Consider the following 17,418-nt stretch of genomic DNA (forward strand, 5'->3'; position numbering starts at 1 on the left):
CTGCTCGCGATGGTTGTCCTATTCTCGTCGATTCGCAATCAGCTGGGGGGCGTTCTCGGCGATTCGGCGCCGCAAGGCCTATTACGGTGACAGTGCACTAAATTATTCGCGCGGCCATGCACCGCGGCCTGAATGGCCGGGGGAGGGAGGCGCTTTAATAAATTAGTCTTGACTAATCAATTAGCGCTCGCTATTCAATTTCCCATGATCGAAGCCGAGACCGTCACTGCCGTCATGCGCGCTTTGGCCGACCCCACCCGGCGGGCGGTGTTCGAGCGGATCGTCGATTCCGACGAGATCACCGTCGTCGAGCTGACCCGCGGCAGCGGTGTCACGCAGGGCGCCATCTCGCAGCATCTCAAGTCCCTGAAACAGGCCGGCCTCGTCTGCGAGCGCCCCGAGGGGCGCAATGTCTATTACCGCGCCGAGCCTCGCGGCCTGGCGCCGCTGGCCGACTGGATGAGCCACTACGGTGTGTTCTGGCGCGACCGCTTTGCCGATCTGAGACACCTGCTGAAGGAGATCGATCCATGAACCAAGCCGTCAAGCCGGACACGCAGGCCATCGTGGTCGACGACATCTTCCCGCATGCGCCGGAGGTGATCTGGAAGGCCCTGACCAGCGGCGAACTGATCGGCCGCTGGTTGATGGCGCCCACCGGCTTCGCGCCCGTCGTCGGCACTCATTTCACCTTTCAGACGACGCCGGCCGGCGCATGGGACGGCACCATTCATTGCGAGGTGCTGGAGGTCGTGTCGAACGAGCGGCTGTCCTATGCGTGGCGGGGCGGTCACGAGGGCAATGTCGGCTACGGCGCGCCACTGGAGACGGTGGTCACCTTCAGTCTCTCCAGGACCGACACCGGCACGCGCCTGCGCCTGGTCCATTCCGGCTTCGTGCTGCCGAACAACGACACCGCCTACCGCAAGATGAGCGAAGGCTGGAAGAAGGTGGTCGCGAATCTCGATCGGGTCGCTGCCGAGCAGGCGTCGCCGCAAAAGCTGCATTGAAGCAAATGGAGAACGACATGACGACATCCTATGTCGGTGGCTGCGCCTGTGGCGCGGTCCGCTACGAGATCTCGGGCGAGCCGGCCGTCATGCTGGACTGCCAGTGCCGGCAATGCCAGCGCGACAGCGGCACCGGGCATCAGTCGCACCTCACCTTCGTCGCGGCGGAGGTGAAGATCGATGGCAACGTGTCGCAGTGGCAGACCACAGGCGACGGCGGCACCGTGAAGCGGCGTGCCTTCTGCCCGACCTGCGGTTCGCACCTCCACCTGACATTCCCAGCGATGCCCGACGTGTTCATCGTCCCGCCGGCGAGCCTCGACGACCCCGGCCGCTACAAGCCGCAATTGGTGTCGTGGACCGCGGCCGGATATGCCTGGGATCATCTCGATCCGGCGTTGCCGACATTCGACAAGATGCCGCCGCGGTGAGGTCACGCTGCCCGGGATCGAGGCGCGACCACCAATGACGCTGGCTTGCATCGAAGCTCCGATGCAGGACGGCAGTTAAGTGCACTGTCACCAAAATGGCGCGCCGAAACGGCGGGCGCCGCTGTTACCGTAACTCCATGGACGAACGACTGCTGGGCATCAATCGGGCGCGGTTCCCCTGGCGGAACCTCACAACCGCGCCTTGAATGTCGTTCGACAGCATCCATATGCCATCCATGCACCATCCATGTGGATGGTGAAAATGGATGTCGCCGATGCCCGACAATGTCCACCCGCTCCGCGCCAAAGTCCCGGACACCGAGAAGATCACGGTCAATCTCGGCTATGTCGATCTCGGCCAGGTCGACCTGATGGTGCGGGAAGGGTTTTATTCCAACCGCACCGATTTCATCCGCACCGCGATCCGTAACCAGCTCGACCGGCACGGCGACGTGGTCAAGCAGTCGACGGTGCGCAACAGCCTGGACCTCGGCCTGCGGAACTACAGCCGTGCCGATCTCGAAGCGGCGCAGCGCGCCGGGCAGATGCTGCAGATCAACGTCCTCGGGCTTGCGACCATCGCCGCCGATGTGACGCCCGAACTGGCCCGCGCCACCATCGCCTCGGTTGCGGTGCTGGGCGCGCTGCATGCCACCCCCGCGGTCAAGGCCGCTCTCGCCGACAGAATGAGGTAGTTCGATGCTGAACCAGGAGATCATGCGCGAAGCGACTCGCCTGACGCGGGCCGGCCAACTGGTCGAGGCCACCGCGTTGCTGCAACGCATGCTGCGTGGCGACAGCGCGCCGGCCGCGGCATCGGCCGGTCCCGCGCGATCGGTGCCGGCGCGGCTTTCGCCGCCGACCATCGAGGGAGAGGCGACGCGCGTCAGCGAGCGCGACCGTCCATCCGCGCAGGCCGCCCCGACGCAAGCTCAGGCCACGCAGGCTAAGCCGTCGCAAGCCAGGTCTACCCAAGCCAAGTCCACTCAGGCCAAGTCTACTCAGGCCAAGTCTACTCAGGCCAAGCCTGCTCAGGCGCGCAAGCGACCCCCCCGGCGCGAAGATCTCGGTGAGCTGCCGGGGTTCAGCTTGCGAGGTCCGCATCTGCGCGCGCCTTCGGCGCGTGAGACCACTCCCGAGGGCGCGAGGTTCATCCAGGCCAGCTTCAGCAATGCGGCGGGACGCCGGGCCTACAAGCTGCTGATCCCCAGCCGGGCCGAGGGAGGTCAGCTTCCGCTCGTCGTCATGCTGCATGGCTGCACCCAGTCGGCCGACGATTTTGCGGCCGGCACACGGATGAACTTCGCGGGCGACGAGCAGAGCTGCTTCATCGTCTATCCCGAGCAGCCGAGCGGCGCCAATCAGTCGAAATGCTGGAACTGGTTTCGCACCGGCGACCAGCAGCGCGATGGCGGCGAGCCGTCGCTGATCGCGGGCATCACCCGCCAGGTGATGCGTGACCATGCGATCGATCCCGGGCGCGTCTATGTCGCCGGCCTGTCGGCCGGAGGCGCCGCCGCCGCCATCATGGCCGCGACCTATCCCGATCTCTACGCCGCGGTCGGCGTCCACTCGGGCCTCGCCTGCGGGGCCGCGCGCGATCTCCCCTCGGCCTTGATGGCCATGCGTCAAGGCGCCGGCTCCGGCCACATGGCGGATCAGAGATCGGTTGTGCCGACCATCGTCTTCCATGGCGACCGCGACAGCACCGTGCATCCCGCCAATGGCGACCGGATCGTCGCGCAGTCGACCACAGCCATGCGCGGGACATCGTCGGTCGTGCGCGGGCGGGTGCCCGGCGGCCATGCCTTTACGCGGACGATGCTGACGGAGGCCAGCGGGAAGGTGACATCGGAGCACTGGACTATTCACGGCGCCGCTCACGCCTGGTCGGGCGGCAGCCCGGCCGGCTCCTACACCGATCCGAAAGGCCCGGACGCAACCCGCGAGATGCTGCGCTTCTTCCTCGCGCATTCACGCGGGGACTAAATTACGGTGACAGTGCACTCAATTTGACATCGGCCGTCCGGCGGCGCATGATGGCGCATGGCCCGCCTTGCCCGTGTCGTCATTCCCGGTCTGCCGCACCATGTCACGCAGCGTGGCAATGGCGGCGCGCGGACGTTCTTCGGCGACGACGACTATGCGCTCTACCGCGACCTGCTCGCGACCCATTGCGAGGCGGCGGATGTCGCGGTGTGGGCATGGTGCCTGATGCCGAACCACGTGCATCTGATCCTGGTGCCGTCGGATGCCGACGGCCTGCGCCGGGCGCTGTCGCGCGTGCATCGCATCTACGCCGGCATCATCCAAGCGCGCCGCAAGCGCAGCGGGCATTTCTGGCAGGGCCGGTTCGGCGCGGTGGCGATGGACGAGGCGCATCTCGCGGCGGCGCTGCGCTACGTCAGCCTCAACCCGGTGCGGGCGCGGCTGGTGACGCGGGCGCAGGACTGGCAATGGTCGAGCACGCGCGCGCATCTGCGCGGGCGCGACGACGGCCTGACCGCGCGCGCGCCGGTGAAGAAGATGTTTCCCGACATCGCCGGGCTGCTGAGCCGCGCGCCGGAGGACGAGGACGAGCTGTTCGCCCGCCTGCGTGCCGCCGAGAGCATCGGCCGGCCGGTCGGCAGCGACCGCTTCCTCGCCCGCATCGAAAAGCTGACCGGACGCGTGCTCAAGCCGGCGAAGCGCGGGCCGAAGCCGGCGGAGGAGTGAGCGCGGCGAAGCCCCGCGCGGCGCCTTGCTCAGTCTTGTGCACTGTCACCGAAATTATCGCTGCGATGCCAGCCCTCTGATCCGCGCATGCCGCGCCAGCGCGTGCGCGATCAGGCGGTCCATCAGCGCCGGCTGGGGCAGGCCGGTGGCCTCCCACATCTTCGGGTACATGCTGATATTGGTGAAGCCGGGCAGCGTGTTGACCTCGTTGACGTAGACCTCGTCGCCGCTGACGAAAAAGTCGACACGCGCGAGGCTCTCGCAGCACAACACGCCGAACACCGCGACGGCGAGCTTGCGAATGCGCGCCGCCAGCGCCGGCTCGACCTGCGCCGGAACGTGCAGCGAGGCGCCCTTGGCGTCGGTGTATTTCGCCTCGTAGGAATAGAAGCCGTGGCTGTCGGCCGGCACGATCTCGCCGAGCTCCGAGGCGGCGACCGTGCCGTCGGCATGTTCCAGCACCGCGCATTCGATCTCGCGCACCGGGGCGATGGCGCTCTCGATCAGGATCTTGCGGTCGAAGCGCAGCGCGAGGCGGCAGGCGGCGTCGAACTCATCGGCGTTGCGCGCCTTGGAGATGCCGACCGACGAGCCGAGATTGGCCGGCTTGACGAACAGCTCGGATGATCCGACCGCGCCGACCGCGTTCTCATAGCTGACCGGCGCGGCTTCTGTCATCGTCACGAACGGCACGATCGGCAGGCCGGCATCGCGCAGCAGCCGCTTGGCGACGTCCTTGTCCATCGCGGCCGCCGATCCCAGCACGCGCCCGCCGACATAGGCGACGTCGGCCAGTTCGAGCGCACCCTGCACGGTGCCGTCCTCGCCATTGGGACCGTGCAGCACCGGAAAGATGACATCGAACGCCAGCTCGCGCGCGCCGGCCGCGCCGTCACCAAGCACCAGGGCGCGTCCCTGGCCGGCCGGCAGCAGCACGATCTGTGGCCCGTCCCCAGGCACCGTGAGCGCCGCGCTGGTGCCGTCGTTGACGGCGTCGGCGAGCACCCAGCGACCATCGGTGGTGATGCCGATCAGCGTGATGGCGTAACGGCCGGCATCGAGCGAGCGAAAGATGTTGGCGGCCGAGGCCCGGGAGACGTCATGCTCCGCAGAGCGCCCACCGAACAGGATCGCCACTTTGGTCTTTTTGTCTGTCATCGTCGCTGTCCAGCTGAGGTCTTGCGGTGCGCGACCGTACAGCGAGAGGTCAGCACGTGGCAATTGAGGTGTTGCGGCCCGTGCCTACCGGCGGCGTGCGTGGTCGTGATGGTGGGCACGGCGCCGTTGCATTTTGATTTGTGGCGCGGGCGGAGCAGGGCGCCTTTACCCACCTACGCTTTCGTTGCTCGTCGCTGCGCTCCTCGCAATGACGGAAGGTGGCTCCTCACCGCCATCCCATCCCGCTATCCGAACACGCCGCCGGCGTGCCGCCGGCATGCATGCAGCTGCGATAGAGCGGCGGCTCGACGAAGCGGCCGGACCAGAGGCCGCGGCCGGCGCGGCGCGCCGCGAGCTGATCGGCAGCGTAGTGGCCGCGCGAATATTGCGGCTCCTCGATGGCGAGCCCGCGCGACACCATCAGCTGGCTGAGATCGATGCCGCCGACGGCGCAGCGCGCGACGATGCGGCCGTAGCGATCGCCGTCGACCGGCATGCAGCGCAGAGTCTTGTTGCGCGTGAAGGCGTCGAGCGTGTTGGCGGCCAGCGCGCCGCAGCGATAGGGCCTGCGGTCGCGGCCGCGGCACGCTTGCGCGCTCTCGGGCGCGTCGATGCCCCAGAGACGGATGCGCTCGCCGTGAATGTCCAGCGTGTCGCCATCGACGATGCTGGCGCGGCCGGTCAGGTCGAGTGCAGCGGCCGGCGATGCCGTGGCGAGCGACAGAACGATGCACGCGAGGGAAGGGAGGATCAAACGCAAATCGACACCTGGGCGCACGGGCGTGACCGTCGTTTCGTCCGCCGACGAATCAACGCTGCTCGGAACGTCTTATAGCCGAGCCGAGTTGCGCGATTGTGTGGCGGCCGACGAGCGACGATCTCCGCACCTTGCTCCATGCCCTGCATGGCAGCTCGGATCGCGCCTCGGATCGTGCTTTGGGCCCGCGTCGCGCGTGCTGCGGATGTTCAGCTCCGGCCGGTGTCCGGTCTACGCGCCGTCCGCTCGACCTCGGCGGCGAGGTTGCTTAGATGTTCGGCGAGGCGCGCGAACAGTTCGCGCTTGTCGCGGTCGGTCGCGAGATCACGGATGAGCGCACATTCGGCCGCATCCGACCGGAGCTTGTCCGGCTGGGTCATCAAGTCTGACATCGTTCGCTTCCCTGCCGCGCCGGCAAGATTTCGAAACGACCGTCGTTGAATTCTGTTCCTGTGATCCCGAAAAAAATCGCGGAGGGGCAGGTCGCCCGATCGAAATACAGCTCTGCAGCGGTACGCCGCCGTCAGGCGCACGAAGCTGCCGATTTCCGAACGGCGAACAGTGGCGGCCGTAGTCAGGCGTCAGCGTCTCACGCCGCGACCGAGATCGTCGCAGTGGCCTTGTAGGCGTCGCGGGGCAGGGTGACGCGAACCACCGTTCCGCTCTCGATCCGGGAGCGCAGCCGCATCGAGCCGCCATGCAGCTGGGCGAGCGAGCGCGCGATCGCCAGTCCCAGGCCGGAGCCGTGATAGGTCTTGGTCATCTGGCTCTCGACCTGCTCGAACGGACGGCCGAGCCGCGCCAGCGACTGTGCGGGGATGCCGATGCCGGTGTCGGCGATCAGCAGCACGACCTTGTCCTCGAACACGCGGCTGCGCATCGTCACCCGGCCGCCATCCGGCGTGAACTTGACCGCGTTGGACAGCAGGTTGACGATGATCTGCTTGGTGGCGCGGCGGTCGGCCACCACGGGGATGCTGCCCTCGATGTCGGCATCGAGCACCAGGCTCTTGTCCTGGGCGCGGCCGGACACCACGCGCAGGGATTCGGCGAGCGTCTTGGCGAGATCGAGCGGCTCCATGTCGAGCTTCATGCGCCCGGCCTCGATCTTCGACATGTCGAGGATGTCGTTGATCACTTCGAGCAGGTACTGACCCGAGGTCAGGATGTCGTGGCAGTATTCCTGGTACTTCTCCGAGCCGAGCGAGCCGAACATGCCGCTGCCCATGATCTCCGAGAAGCCGATGATGGCGTTGAGCGGCGTGCGCAGCTCATGGCTCATGTTGGCGAGGAATTTCGACTTGGTCTGGTTGGCTTCCTCGGCGCGGGTCTTTTCCTGCGAGTATTTCTCGGCCAGGTCGGCGAGCTCGATCGCCTGGCGCTCCAGCGCGGTCTGCGAGCGCTGCAGGTCGATCACGGTGGCGCGCAGGCGCAGATCGTTGTCGACGAGCTTCTGCTCGTGCTCCTTGATGCGGGTGATGTCGGTGCCGACCGAGACGTAGCCGCCGTCCTTGGTGCGGCGCTCGCTGATGTGCAGCCAGCTGCCGTCGTCGAGCTGCGCCTCGAAGGTGCGCGCGCCCGGCGCCTGCTGGCCGCTGTTGTCGTGCAGCCGGGTGCGGATCTCCGGCATCTTGCCGACCTCGATCACGGTCTCGTAGGAGGTGCCGGGGATCACGGCGGAGTCCGGCAGCTTGTGCAGCTTCTGGAAGTGCGAGTTGCAGAGCACCAGGCGGTTGTTGGCGTCCCACAGCACGAAGGCCTCGGAGATCGTCTCGATCGCGTCGCGCAGCCTGAGATCGGCTTCGACGGTCTTTTCGGCGAGGCTCTTCTGCTCGGTGATGTCGACGGCGATGCCGATCAGGTGCAGGCCGGACTCGGTCGCGCCCTGGCTCAGCTCGCAGCGGACCCGGAGCCAGATCCAGTGGCCTTCGGTGTGGCGCATCCGGAAGCTCTGGTCGATGTTGTGGATCTCGCCGGCCACGAGCTGATCGGCAATCGCGAACAGGTCGATGTCGTCGGAGTTCACCAGCGCGTTGACCTCACCGAAGGTGAGGAGGTCGGTGCGGTTGCCGAGGCCGAGCATCGCGAACATCGAGTTCGACCAGAAGATGCGGCCGCGCGACAGGTCCCAGTCCCACAGGCCGCAGCGGCCGCGGTTCAGCGCGGTGTCGATGCGCCCGCGCACCGCGTCGTTGATGAGGTCGCCCTCGCGGGCGCGGGTCGACTGCCAGTGGAAGGCGAAGCCGAGGATCAGGACGACGAAGCCGGTGGTGGCCGAGAGCGTGACCGAGAGCGCGGCGTCCGAGCCCCAGATCGGCTCGAGCTTCTCCTGGATCACGACGACGCGGCCGGGCAGCGCTTTGATCAGTTGCGAGATGGCAAACGCCGGACGGCCGTTCGGCAGCGTGATCTCGGTGACAGTGCCCTGCAGGCCCGGCGTCGCCAGCAGCTGCGCGGTCGAGATCAGATCGAGGATGCGGTCGTTCTCACCGAGGCCGGATTCGATCGGAACCCGGGCGAGAATGCGGAGGTCGGCGCCGGTCACGATCACGTGTCGTCCGGGCGCGGTGCCCCAGGCCGGGATGAGATCGGGCAGCAGGCTCTGCAGATGCTCGATGTTGGCGATGCGGTCCGAGCGCATCGCGAGGTGGCCGATGCGGTCGGCGAGCAGGTCGGAGATCGCGGCGAGGTCGCGCTTGGTGGCGCCGCGCTTCTGCCGGCTCTGATCGAGCACCTGGACGAAGGCGCCGAGGCAGATGGTGACGAGGAAGGCGATGATCAAAGTGGGGACGGCACGACGCAATACCGGCTCTGCAGTCAACAGCCTTTGATAGGCCGGTTTCGCGATCGATTGCGCCAACCCTTTGATCGAATCAGAAGATTGGACGCACGCGTTCGCGGCATGCGCACGCGCCATGCTGTAGACCCCCGAAACTTCGTGGATACCCGAATTTCGAAAGAGCCCCAGCCGCTTCCGAATCAAGTCGATTTGAATCCAGATTTGTCGGGCTGTCGAGAGTCAACGATTTGGCAAAAGCTAATAAATCTTATCCAATGCGGAATTGTCGCGGCGAAAAGCCGGCGGGACGAGTCCGAAGCGGGAACGCAGCATGACTTAATCGCTTCAGCCGTGCGGCGGTTCGGCGTGACTGATGACGCGCTTCACGGTCGGGAAGGCGCGGCGTAGCCCGCGCTCGATGTGGTCGACGTTGTCGTGCACCTTGAGCACACTCATCGACGGCGCGGCGCGGCAGTGGAAGTTGACGATCTCGCCGGCCTCGGTGTTGCGGACGCGGACATTGTGCACGTCGTACATGTCGGTCTCGGCGGCGAAGCGCTGCAGGGCCGCGTCGATCTCTTCGACCCGCTGCGTCGGTGCGTCGACGCCGAACGGCAGCTCGGGCTCGAGCGGCTCGATATGGGTGTCGACCTCGACGTCGGCGCCGAACTCGTCGCGGATGCTGCGCTCCAGCTCGTGGGCGATCGCATGCGCCGCGACCAGGCTCATGTCGCCGTCGACCTCGAGATCGATGGCGACGATCAGCCGCCCGCCGACGTCGTGGACGGTCACGTGATGGATCGCGAGCCCGGAATTGCGCGCGATCACCATGATGCGTTCGCGCACGCTCTCATTGCTCACGGCGACCGGCACCGTGGTGAAGGTGACGTCGGCGCCGGACAGCTTGGCGTCGACGGCCGCCTGCGCCTTGCGCTTGATCTCGTGGACGCGGTCGATCGGATAGGTGCGCGGCACCTGCACCGTGACGTCGACGAAATGAGTCGCGCCGACGAGCCGCACCCGCAGGCGTTCGACATCGACGACGCCGGCTACCGAACGGATCGCGGCGTTGGCCTTCTCGGCCGCGCCTTCCGGTGCGCGGTCGAGCAGTGTTTCTACGGTGGAGCGCGCAAGCCTGAGGCCGAGCACTGATATCATCAGCGCGACCGCGACGGCGGCGGCGGAATCGCCCCACCAGAATCCGAGCGCGGTGAGGACGAGGCCGGCGATGACGGCGATCGAGCCGAGCACGTCGGAAGCGAAGTGCAGCGCGTCGGCTGCGAGCGCCTGGCTGTGGGTCTCGTGCGCGGCCCGATGCAGCGCGCGGGCACGCCAGAAGTTGACGGCGATGTCGATCAGCAGCACCACGAAGGGAATGGCGGACAGCGCCGGCGGCGGCGTGGCCTCGCGCAGGCGGCTGTAGGATTCGACCAGCACGCCGCCGGCCAGGACATAGAGCAGGGCGATGACGCCCAGCGCCGACAGGCTTTCCAGCTTGCCATGGCCGTAATGATGCTCGTCGTCGGCGGGCCGGTCCGATACCCGAACAACCATCCAGGTGATGACGGTCGCGACGACGTCGACGGCGCTGTGCAGCGCCTCGGAGATGAGGGCGAGACTGCCGATGAGGATGCCGACTGCGAACTTCGCCGCGGCCATGCTGGCGCTCGCCGCAATCGAGATCGCGGCGACGCGGCCTTTTCCGGAATCGGCGTGAGAGACGGCATCTTTCATGGGCGCGGATGTAGCAGCCGAGAGAGTGCCGTGAAAGCCAGCATCGCGCGGCAAAATCGCCTTTGCCGCGCGCTGTTTCGATTGCGTCTAAATGTCAGAACATCCGGCTCACAGGGTCACCACGATCTTGCCGAGATGCTGGTTGGCCTCCATGTGGGCGAAAGCCTCGCCGATGTCGTCGAAGGGGAAGACGCGATCGATCGGCAGCCGCAGAGTCCGGGATTCCACGGAGTCCCAGATGTCTTTCTTCACCTCGTCGAAGATTGCGCGGATCTCCTCGATCGAGCGGGTGCGGAAGGTGACGCCGACATAGCTGATGCGGCGCGCCGCATGCAGATCGAAGTTGAAGTCGGCGTGGGTTCCGCCGAGGCGGCCGACATTGATGATGCGTCCGAGCACCTTGGTCGCGGCAAGGTTCTGGTTGGCGACCTTGCCCGACACCTGGTCGATGATCAGGTCGACGCCACGGCCATCCGTCGCCTTCAGCACCTGGTCGACCCAGGCGGGGTCGCTGGAATCGATCGCGAGATCGGCGCCGAACTCGGCCAGGCGTCCGCGGCGCGTCGCATCTGTCGAGGACCCGATCACGAGCGAGGCGCCCTTGAGCCTGGCGATCTGCATCGCCATCAGGCCGACGCCGGAGCTCGCGCCCTGGACCAGGATGCTCTGGCCGGGCTGCAGCGCGCCGTTGGTGACGACGGCATTGTGCATCGTCGTCAGCGCGATCGGCAGCGTGGCGGCCTCGTCGAAATTCATGTTCGATGGTGCGCTGAACAGCCGGCCGTGGTCGGCGAGCGTGTATTCGGCAAAGGCGGCCGCTCCGGAGCCCATCACCTTGTCGCCGACCTTTACGCCTCTGGCGTCGGGGCCGAGCTCTGCGACCTCGCCGGCCCATTCCATCCCGAGCACCGTGCCGATGCCGCCGGCCGCGCCGTGAGCATGCCCCTTGGTCATGCCGAGATCGGCGCGGTTGAGGCCGCAGGCGCGCACGCGCACCAAGACCTGCGCGCCCTTCGGCGCCGGTTTGGCGATGTCGGTGATCGTGGCGCCCTCGGCGCCATAGACGTAGGCTTTCATCGCGAAGGAATCCTGTCGGGGCAAAGGGAGCGGCGACCTTACTCTGCCGTTTCCCGCGACGCACCGCCTATCAGGCGGCACGTCATCCCGACAAGACTCCGAACGCGCAACGCTGGTTCCGCGAGAGGCGGGCCCGCCGTCAGGCGGCCACCGCGGCCGCGGCTTCGTCGAACGCGGCCGAGACGTCGCGCATGCTGATGACGCCGGCCAGCGCGAAGTCGTCGATGACCGGCAAATGGCGGATGTGGTTCACGTTCATCAGATGGCGCACGTGCTCGAGCGTGTCGTCCGTGCTGCACGAGATCAGGCGCTGCGGCGAGATCAGCTGCGAGACCTTCAGGGTGACGCCGGCAGCACCGTGCTCCGCGATGGCGCGCACGACATCGCGTTCGGTGAACATGCCGGCGGCGGTGTTGCCCTCGGTGCGGACGACGTCCTTGACGACGAGGGCGCTGACATTGCTGGCGCGCATCAGCTGCGCCGCCACGCCGACGGTCTCGTTCATTCGCACCGTGATCACGCGCGCCGTCTTGCTGCGCAGGATGTCTCCGACTTTCATGGCACCCTCCCGTTGGTTTTAATGAGTGGATGAAGTCTGGTATACATTATGCCAGAAGTCAATTGGTTTGAATGGTTTTTGTGCGCTTAAGACCACCGAAATCACCTCCAGGCCCACGCCGGCGCGCAAAAAAAGAGGCGCATCGGGATGCGCCTCTCGAAGGTGTGGGAAGATGCAGGGCGATCAGGCCGGGCGGGCATCCTGTGCCGCCGGCTCGGCGGCTGCGGCCTCCTTGCCGAGGATGAAGGCGCGGCGCAGCGGCTTGATCACGAACAGCGCCGTCAAGGCGGCCGTCGCATTCAGTGCGACGCCGATCACGAACACGGCCTGCCAGCCATATTTGGCGGACACCAGGCTCGCGAGCGGAACGAGCAGCGATGCCGTGCCCTTGGCCGTGTAGAGCATGCCGTTGTTGGTCGTCGCGTATTTGCTGCCGAAGGTGTCGCCGGAGGTTGCCGGGAACAGGCTGTAGATCTCGCCGAACACGCCGAAATAGACCGCGGTCGCCAGCACGAAGACGAGCGGGATGTGGCCGTAGGTGGACAGGGTCAGCAGCATCAGCGCCGCCGTGCCGAACGCGATGAACATCGTGTTCTCGCGGCCGATATTGTCCGAGACCCAGCCGAACAGCGGCCGACCGAAGCCGTCGAAGATGCGATCCAGCGAGATCGCGAAGGTCAGCGCTGCCATCTGGAAGCCTGCGAGGGCGACCGGCTCGTTGGCGATCCCGAAGTCCTTTGCGATCGGCGCGATCTGGGCGGCGGTCATCAGGCCACCGGAGGCCACCATGACGAACACCAGATACATGATCCAGAAGATCGGAGTGCGCAGCACCTGCGGCGGCGTGTAGTCGATCTTGGTCTGCGGCAGGTTCAGTTGCTTCTTCCTGGCCGGCGCGGCATGGGTCGGCGGACGCAGGAACAGGGCGAGCACGAAGACGATGATGCCTTGGCCGAGGCCGAAGGTGAAGAAGGCGCTCTGATAGCCGCTTGTGGCGATCATGCTGGCGATCGGCACGACGGTGAGAGCTGCGCCCGCACCGAAGCCGGCGGCCGTTGCACCGGCGGCAAGGCCGCGGCGGTCGGGAAACCATTTCAGCGCGTTGCCGACGCAGGTGCCGTACACGGCGCCGGCGCCGATGCCGCCGATCACGGCCGCGGCGTAGAGCAGGGTGAGCGAGTCGGCATAGGAGTTCAGCAACCAGGCCAACGAGATCATGACGCCACCGAACATGATGACGATTCGCGGGCCATATTTGTCGACGAACCAGGCTTCCACCGGCACGAGCCAGGTCTCTGTCACCACGAAGATGGTGAAGGCCAGCTGGATCGCGGTGCGGCCCCAGTGATACTTGGCGTCGATCGGGTCGACGAACAGCGTCCAGCCGTATTGCAGGTTGGCGATCATCGCCATGCAGACGATGCCCATCGCGAGTTGAATCCAGCGAAAGCTGCTGGACTGTGCTGGGACAGGCGGTGTTGCCTCTGTGCTGGAAACCATGAGTCCTCCCAAAATCGCGTTCTCTTCCAGGTTGCCACCGCGGCCAGCGCGGCGCCCGTCTACGCGTCTTGGTATACTGGTATAATATATTCCAGCCTGCAATATGGCCGTCACGACCCCATCATTGATGCTGCTCTGCAAACCGGCGGTATTTGTGACGTAAGCAAAAGAAAACGCTCGGCAAAATGCCGAGCGTTCGGTGATTGGAATCGTTCCATTTTATTTTCTGCTGCGGCGCAAAGGAGGCCGCGTCGCCTACAGCATGGACTTCTGCACGACGACCTTGCGCCACGGCTTGAGCACCGCGATCGCCAGGATCGACGACAGAATGTTGGCGCCGGCTGCAATGATGAAGACCTGATCCCAGGTGCCGGACGATTGCTGCACGTAGTTGGCGATCGGCACCAGCAGCGCCGCCGTTCCTTTCGCCGTGTAGAGCAGACCGGCATTGGTGGTTGCGAACTTGGTTCCGAACGTATCCGTGCAGGTCGACGGGAAGAGGGAGTAGATCTCGCCCCAGGCGAAGAACACGAAGCCCGACAGGATCACGAACCAGACCGGATCATGGCCCAGCATGTACAGGGCCCAGATGCCGATCCCTTCCATGCCGAAGGCGATGAACATCGTGTTCTCGCGGCCGATCATGTCCGAGATCCAGCCGAAGAACGGTCGCGTCAGGCCGTTCAGGATACGGTCGATGGTCGCGGCGAAGGTCACGGCCGTCATGGTCAGGCCGACGAGCGTCACCGGAATGTTGTCGACCTTCCAGTCACCCGCGATCGGCTTGAGGTTGGCGGTCACCATCAGGCCGCCGGCGCCGACGATCACGAACATGAAGTACATCAGCCAGAAGATCGGCTGCCGGATCACTTCGGTCGGATTGTAGTTGCGGCGGCTCTGCAAGAGGTTCGTGTTCTGAACTACGGCAGGCACCTGACCTTCCTTCGGTGCGAACAGGAAGAAGGCGAGGATGACGATGATGATGCCCTGGCCGAGGCCGAAATACAGGAACGTCGTCTGGAAACCGGAGTCGCGGATCATGGCCTGAATCGGTGCCACCGTGAGCGCAGAGCCGGCGCCGAAGCCGGCAGCCGTGATGCCGGCCGCGAGGCCGCGCTTGTCGGGGAACCACTTCAGCGCGTTGCCGACGCAGGTGCCGTAGACGCCGCCGGCGCCGATGCCCGCGATGATCATGCCGAGATAGTAGCCGTTGAGGCTGGTGGCATAGGCGTTGATCATCCAGCCGATCGCGCAAAGCACGCCGCCGACGAGAACGACGATTCGCGGACCGTATTTGTCGACGAACCAGCCTTCGACCGGCACCAGCCAGGTCTCGAACAGCACGAACAGCGTAAACGCCCACTGGATGGAGGCACGATCCCAGCCGAACGCCTTCTGAATGTCAGGGACGAAGAAGGTCCAGCCATATTGGTAGTTGGCAATCATCACCATGGCAGCGACGCCGACAGCGAGCTGTGTCCAGCGATAGGCGTCGCTTACTCTTGCAGTTGCGGGGGCTCCCGCGTGAGCCAAGTCCGTCATTTGTCCTCCCATGCGCTTTTACTTTCTGATTGGCGCTGGAGCTCATCCTTGTATGCCTTATGCCAGCGCTCAAGCTGTTCCAGAGTTACGCGCCAATATGTCGCATACCGGTTCGACCCGCCTAAGTTGCATTCGTCGGCGTCGAATTCGGCAATTTGCTGGAACGAGCAAAGCACAAAAAAATGGCCCCGGTAAATCCGGAGCCATCAGTCGGGAGGTTGACCTTTAGCCTAATCCGAGGCCGCGGTTGCAGCTCTTCGATTTGGCAATCAGAGGCCGAAATAGGGCAGGTCGCCGTTGCGGTTGGCGGCGCGCGCGCTCGACATCAGGACGCGGTCGAGGGCGGCCAGGAAGCGGCCGAACAGGGACACGGAGTGGACGAGGGGGAGGGCGACGGTCTTGGCCATTGTTTGTCTCCATCAGTTTGGCGGCATGACGTTTTGACTGAGAAGAATTTACGTATACCAGATGCCAGATACAACGCTTCATATTGCATGGCGGCATGAGGATCTTGCGCTGCAGCAGATATGCAACGATTTGGAATTCCAATCGAAATAAGGGTTTTCATACGGAATGAGCCGCCCAATGGGCGGCTTATGATCTTCATGGGTATTATAGTAATCGCGCCTTGGGGTGCCGCGTCACTCCGCGGCCTCCTTGCGCGGCGGGGCGAGCGCGCCGGAGATCGTGGATCTCCGCGACCTGGTGGTCGCTTGAAGCCGAGCATCTGGCGCAGGATCTCGTCGCTGTGCTCACCCAGCAGGGGCGCGAGCGGGTGACCTCGGCCGGGCTGCCCGAGAGCTTGATCGGGTTGCCGACCGAGAGGGCCTTGCCGCGGGTCGGGTGGTCGACCTCGACCAGAGTGCCGGTCTTGCGCGAGCTATTCGTCCTCGGCGATCTCCTTCATCGACAGGATCGGACCGCAGGGGATGTCGAACGCGTTGAGGATGTCCATGGCCTCGAACTTGGTCTTGGTCCACTGCTCGATGCGCCCGTAGATCTCGTTGAGGCGCGGCAGACGAGCGGCCGGCTTGGCGTCGTTCAATCGGATACTTGTAATTCCGAACCGTCCATTTGCGCGTGGCTTCCGTCGGCGCGTCGAGAGGCTCGGTAGCGGCCCGGCGACAGTCCGTGATGCCGGTGAAACAGCTTTGAAAATGCCGCCGCTGTCTCGTAACCCACCCGGCTCGCAATTCGTGCGATCGGCTCGTCGCTGGTTTCAAGCAGGAACGCCGCTTCCGCCATCCGGCGTTCGATGACATAACGATGCATGGACTGGCCGACCAGCCTCGTGAAGCGGGCCGAAAATACCGAGCGGCCGAGCCCCACGCGCTGGCCAAGGTCGCTCAGGGTCCAGGTCCGCCCCGGGTTTTCGTGGATCAGCTTGAGCGCCGGTCCGATATGCGGATCCGATATCGCCCCGAGCCAGCCGCCTTGTCCGGGGCTGAGGGACGCGATCCAGCTTCGCAGCGCCTCGACAAAGAGCACTTCCGTCAGTCGTGAAAGCGCGACGCGCTGGCCGGGACGCTCGAGCGCGGACTCGCTGACCATGCGCCGCAGGATGGCTTCGAGCCAGTCACCGTCCGCGGTCGGCTTCAGCAGGAGCACGGGCGGAAGTAGCTCCATCACGCTGCCAAACAGCGGCCGCGACACGGTGAAATTGCCGCATATCATGGTTGCGAGCGGTTTTGCGCGGCCGCCGTGACGAACGACGCCAAGGTGTGGCGACGATCGATCGATATCCATAATCCGCAAAGGCTCGGCCCGTCGATCCGAATAAAACGTATGGGGCTCGCCGCGTGTGATCACGACAAAATCGCCCTCCGTCATCTGGATTTCCTGCCCCTGTTCGAGCGCGAGGGTCGCCGAGCCCCGGCTGAGATAGTGAAACAGCGCGTAGGGGCGCGCAGGCAGCGCCAGACTCCAGGGATGGCCGAGCTCGAAGTGAAAGAGCAGCGTCCCACCGAGACGAACGCGATCGAGCACTTGGGCGAGGATATCCATGCCGCCGAAGTTAGCCGGGTGGACGATTGGACACAACATCCGGACGATCGATCCCTATCGTCCGAAAAGTCCGCGGATTAGTTCATGTCGCGACGGGCCGCCGTCACGTGCGGCAACCACTTCGCCAGCGGCGGATGGAAGAACCGCGATCT

At 65.4% G+C, this 17,418-nt stretch carries 17 protein-coding genes and 1 pseudogene; 6 read left to right on the forward strand and 12 right to left on the reverse strand.

Annotated features, from left to right (window positions below; all coding sequences use genetic code 11):
• Window positions 1-204 precede the first annotated feature (204 nt).
• From LQG66_RS36705 to LQG66_RS36730, 6 genes are all read left to right on the forward strand, one after another.
• The gene (locus LQG66_RS36705; protein WP_231321641.1) at window positions 205-534 is read left to right on the forward strand and encodes an ArsR/SmtB family transcription factor; all 330 of its coding nucleotides are present in this window, start codon (window positions 205-207) and stop codon (window positions 532-534) included.
• A complete protein-coding gene (locus LQG66_RS36710) occupies window positions 531-1,010 on the forward strand; it encodes an SRPBCC family protein (protein WP_231321643.1) in 480 nt (159 codons plus the stop codon). The genes LQG66_RS36705 and LQG66_RS36710 overlap by 4 nt, the downstream gene beginning before the upstream one ends.
• Before the next feature lie 17 nt (window positions 1,011-1,027).
• Window positions 1,028-1,441, forward strand: a complete 414-nt coding sequence (locus LQG66_RS36715; RefSeq protein WP_231321645.1) for a GFA family protein — start codon at window positions 1,028-1,030, stop codon at window positions 1,439-1,441.
• 275 nt (window positions 1,442-1,716) lie between these two features.
• Window positions 1,717-2,136 carry a CopG family transcriptional regulator gene (locus tag LQG66_RS36720; RefSeq protein ID WP_231321647.1) on the forward strand — a complete coding sequence of 140 codons (420 nt, stop codon included), beginning with the start codon at window positions 1,717-1,719 and terminating at the stop codon, window positions 2,134-2,136.
• A gap of 4 nt (window positions 2,137-2,140) precedes the next feature.
• Window positions 2,141-3,430 carry an extracellular catalytic domain type 1 short-chain-length polyhydroxyalkanoate depolymerase gene (locus LQG66_RS36725; protein WP_231321648.1) on the forward strand — a complete coding sequence of 430 codons (1,290 nt, stop codon included), beginning with the start codon at window positions 2,141-2,143 and terminating at the stop codon, window positions 3,428-3,430.
• A 57-nt stretch (window positions 3,431-3,487) separates the two neighbouring features.
• Window positions 3,488-4,156: a transposase gene (locus tag LQG66_RS36730; protein WP_231321650.1), complete on the forward strand. Its 669-nt coding sequence runs from the start codon at window positions 3,488-3,490 to the stop codon at window positions 4,154-4,156.
• A 54-nt stretch (window positions 4,157-4,210) separates the two neighbouring features.
• On the opposite strand, the gene LQG66_RS36735 is transcribed toward LQG66_RS36730, so the two are convergent.
• The 12 genes and pseudogenes from LQG66_RS36735 to LQG66_RS36790 all read right to left on the reverse strand — a co-directional run bounded on the left by LQG66_RS36735 (window position 4,211) and on the right by LQG66_RS36790 (window position 17,266).
• Window positions 4,211-5,314: a D-alanine--D-alanine ligase family protein gene (locus tag LQG66_RS36735; RefSeq protein ID WP_231321652.1), complete on the reverse strand. Its 1,104-nt coding sequence runs from the start codon at window positions 5,312-5,314 to the stop codon at window positions 4,211-4,213.
• Between the two features lie 226 nt (window positions 5,315-5,540).
• On the reverse strand, window positions 5,541-6,068 hold the full coding sequence (locus LQG66_RS36740; RefSeq protein ID WP_231321654.1) for a thermonuclease family protein: 528 nt from the start codon (window positions 6,066-6,068) through the stop codon (window positions 5,541-5,543).
• Window positions 6,069-6,280: 212 nt separating this feature from the next.
• Window positions 6,281-6,451 (reverse strand): hypothetical protein, encoded by a 171-nt coding sequence (locus LQG66_RS36745; protein WP_231321656.1) that lies wholly within the window; start codon window positions 6,449-6,451, stop codon window positions 6,281-6,283.
• A 209-nt stretch (window positions 6,452-6,660) separates the two neighbouring features.
• Window positions 6,661-8,988: a sensor histidine kinase gene (locus LQG66_RS36750; protein ID WP_231321665.1), complete on the reverse strand. Its 2,328-nt coding sequence runs from the start codon at window positions 8,986-8,988 to the stop codon at window positions 6,661-6,663.
• 207 nt (window positions 8,989-9,195) lie between these two features.
• Window positions 9,196-10,584 carry a cation diffusion facilitator family transporter gene (locus LQG66_RS36755; protein ID WP_231321667.1) on the reverse strand — a complete coding sequence of 463 codons (1,389 nt, stop codon included), beginning with the start codon at window positions 10,582-10,584 and terminating at the stop codon, window positions 9,196-9,198.
• Window positions 10,585-10,692: 108 nt separating this feature from the next.
• Complete coding sequence (locus LQG66_RS36760; RefSeq protein ID WP_231321669.1) at window positions 10,693-11,661, reverse strand: quinone oxidoreductase family protein; 969 nt, start codon at window positions 11,659-11,661, stop codon at window positions 10,693-10,695.
• A gap of 139 nt (window positions 11,662-11,800) precedes the next feature.
• Entirely contained in the window at window positions 11,801-12,220 is a 420-nt protein-coding gene (locus tag LQG66_RS36765; RefSeq protein ID WP_231321679.1) for a CBS domain-containing protein, read from the reverse strand.
• 183 nt (window positions 12,221-12,403) lie between these two features.
• Window positions 12,404-13,720 (reverse strand): oxalate/formate MFS antiporter, encoded by a 1,317-nt coding sequence (gene oxlT, locus LQG66_RS36770; RefSeq protein WP_231321681.1) that lies wholly within the window; start codon window positions 13,718-13,720, stop codon window positions 12,404-12,406.
• Between the two features lie 255 nt (window positions 13,721-13,975).
• Window positions 13,976-15,262 (reverse strand): oxalate/formate MFS antiporter, encoded by a 1,287-nt coding sequence (oxlT, locus tag LQG66_RS36775; protein WP_231321683.1) that lies wholly within the window; start codon window positions 15,260-15,262, stop codon window positions 13,976-13,978.
• 269 nt (window positions 15,263-15,531) lie between these two features.
• Complete coding sequence (locus tag LQG66_RS36780) at window positions 15,532-15,669, reverse strand: hypothetical protein (protein WP_231321692.1); 138 nt, start codon at window positions 15,667-15,669, stop codon at window positions 15,532-15,534.
• Window positions 15,670-15,903: 234 nt separating this feature from the next.
• Window positions 15,904-16,304 (reverse strand): annotated as a pseudogene (locus LQG66_RS36785) (CoA transferase); the annotation flags it as partial.
• Window positions 16,304-17,266, reverse strand: coding sequence for an AraC family transcriptional regulator (locus tag LQG66_RS36790; protein WP_231328079.1), 963 nt, complete (start codon window positions 17,264-17,266; stop codon window positions 16,304-16,306). The gene LQG66_RS36790 and the pseudogene LQG66_RS36785, both read right to left, overlap by 1 nt.
• Window positions 17,267-17,418: the final 152 nt, after the last annotated feature.

The organism is Bradyrhizobium ontarionense, from assembly GCF_021088345.1.
Lineage (GTDB): Bacteria > Pseudomonadota > Alphaproteobacteria > Rhizobiales > Xanthobacteraceae > Bradyrhizobium > Bradyrhizobium ontarionense.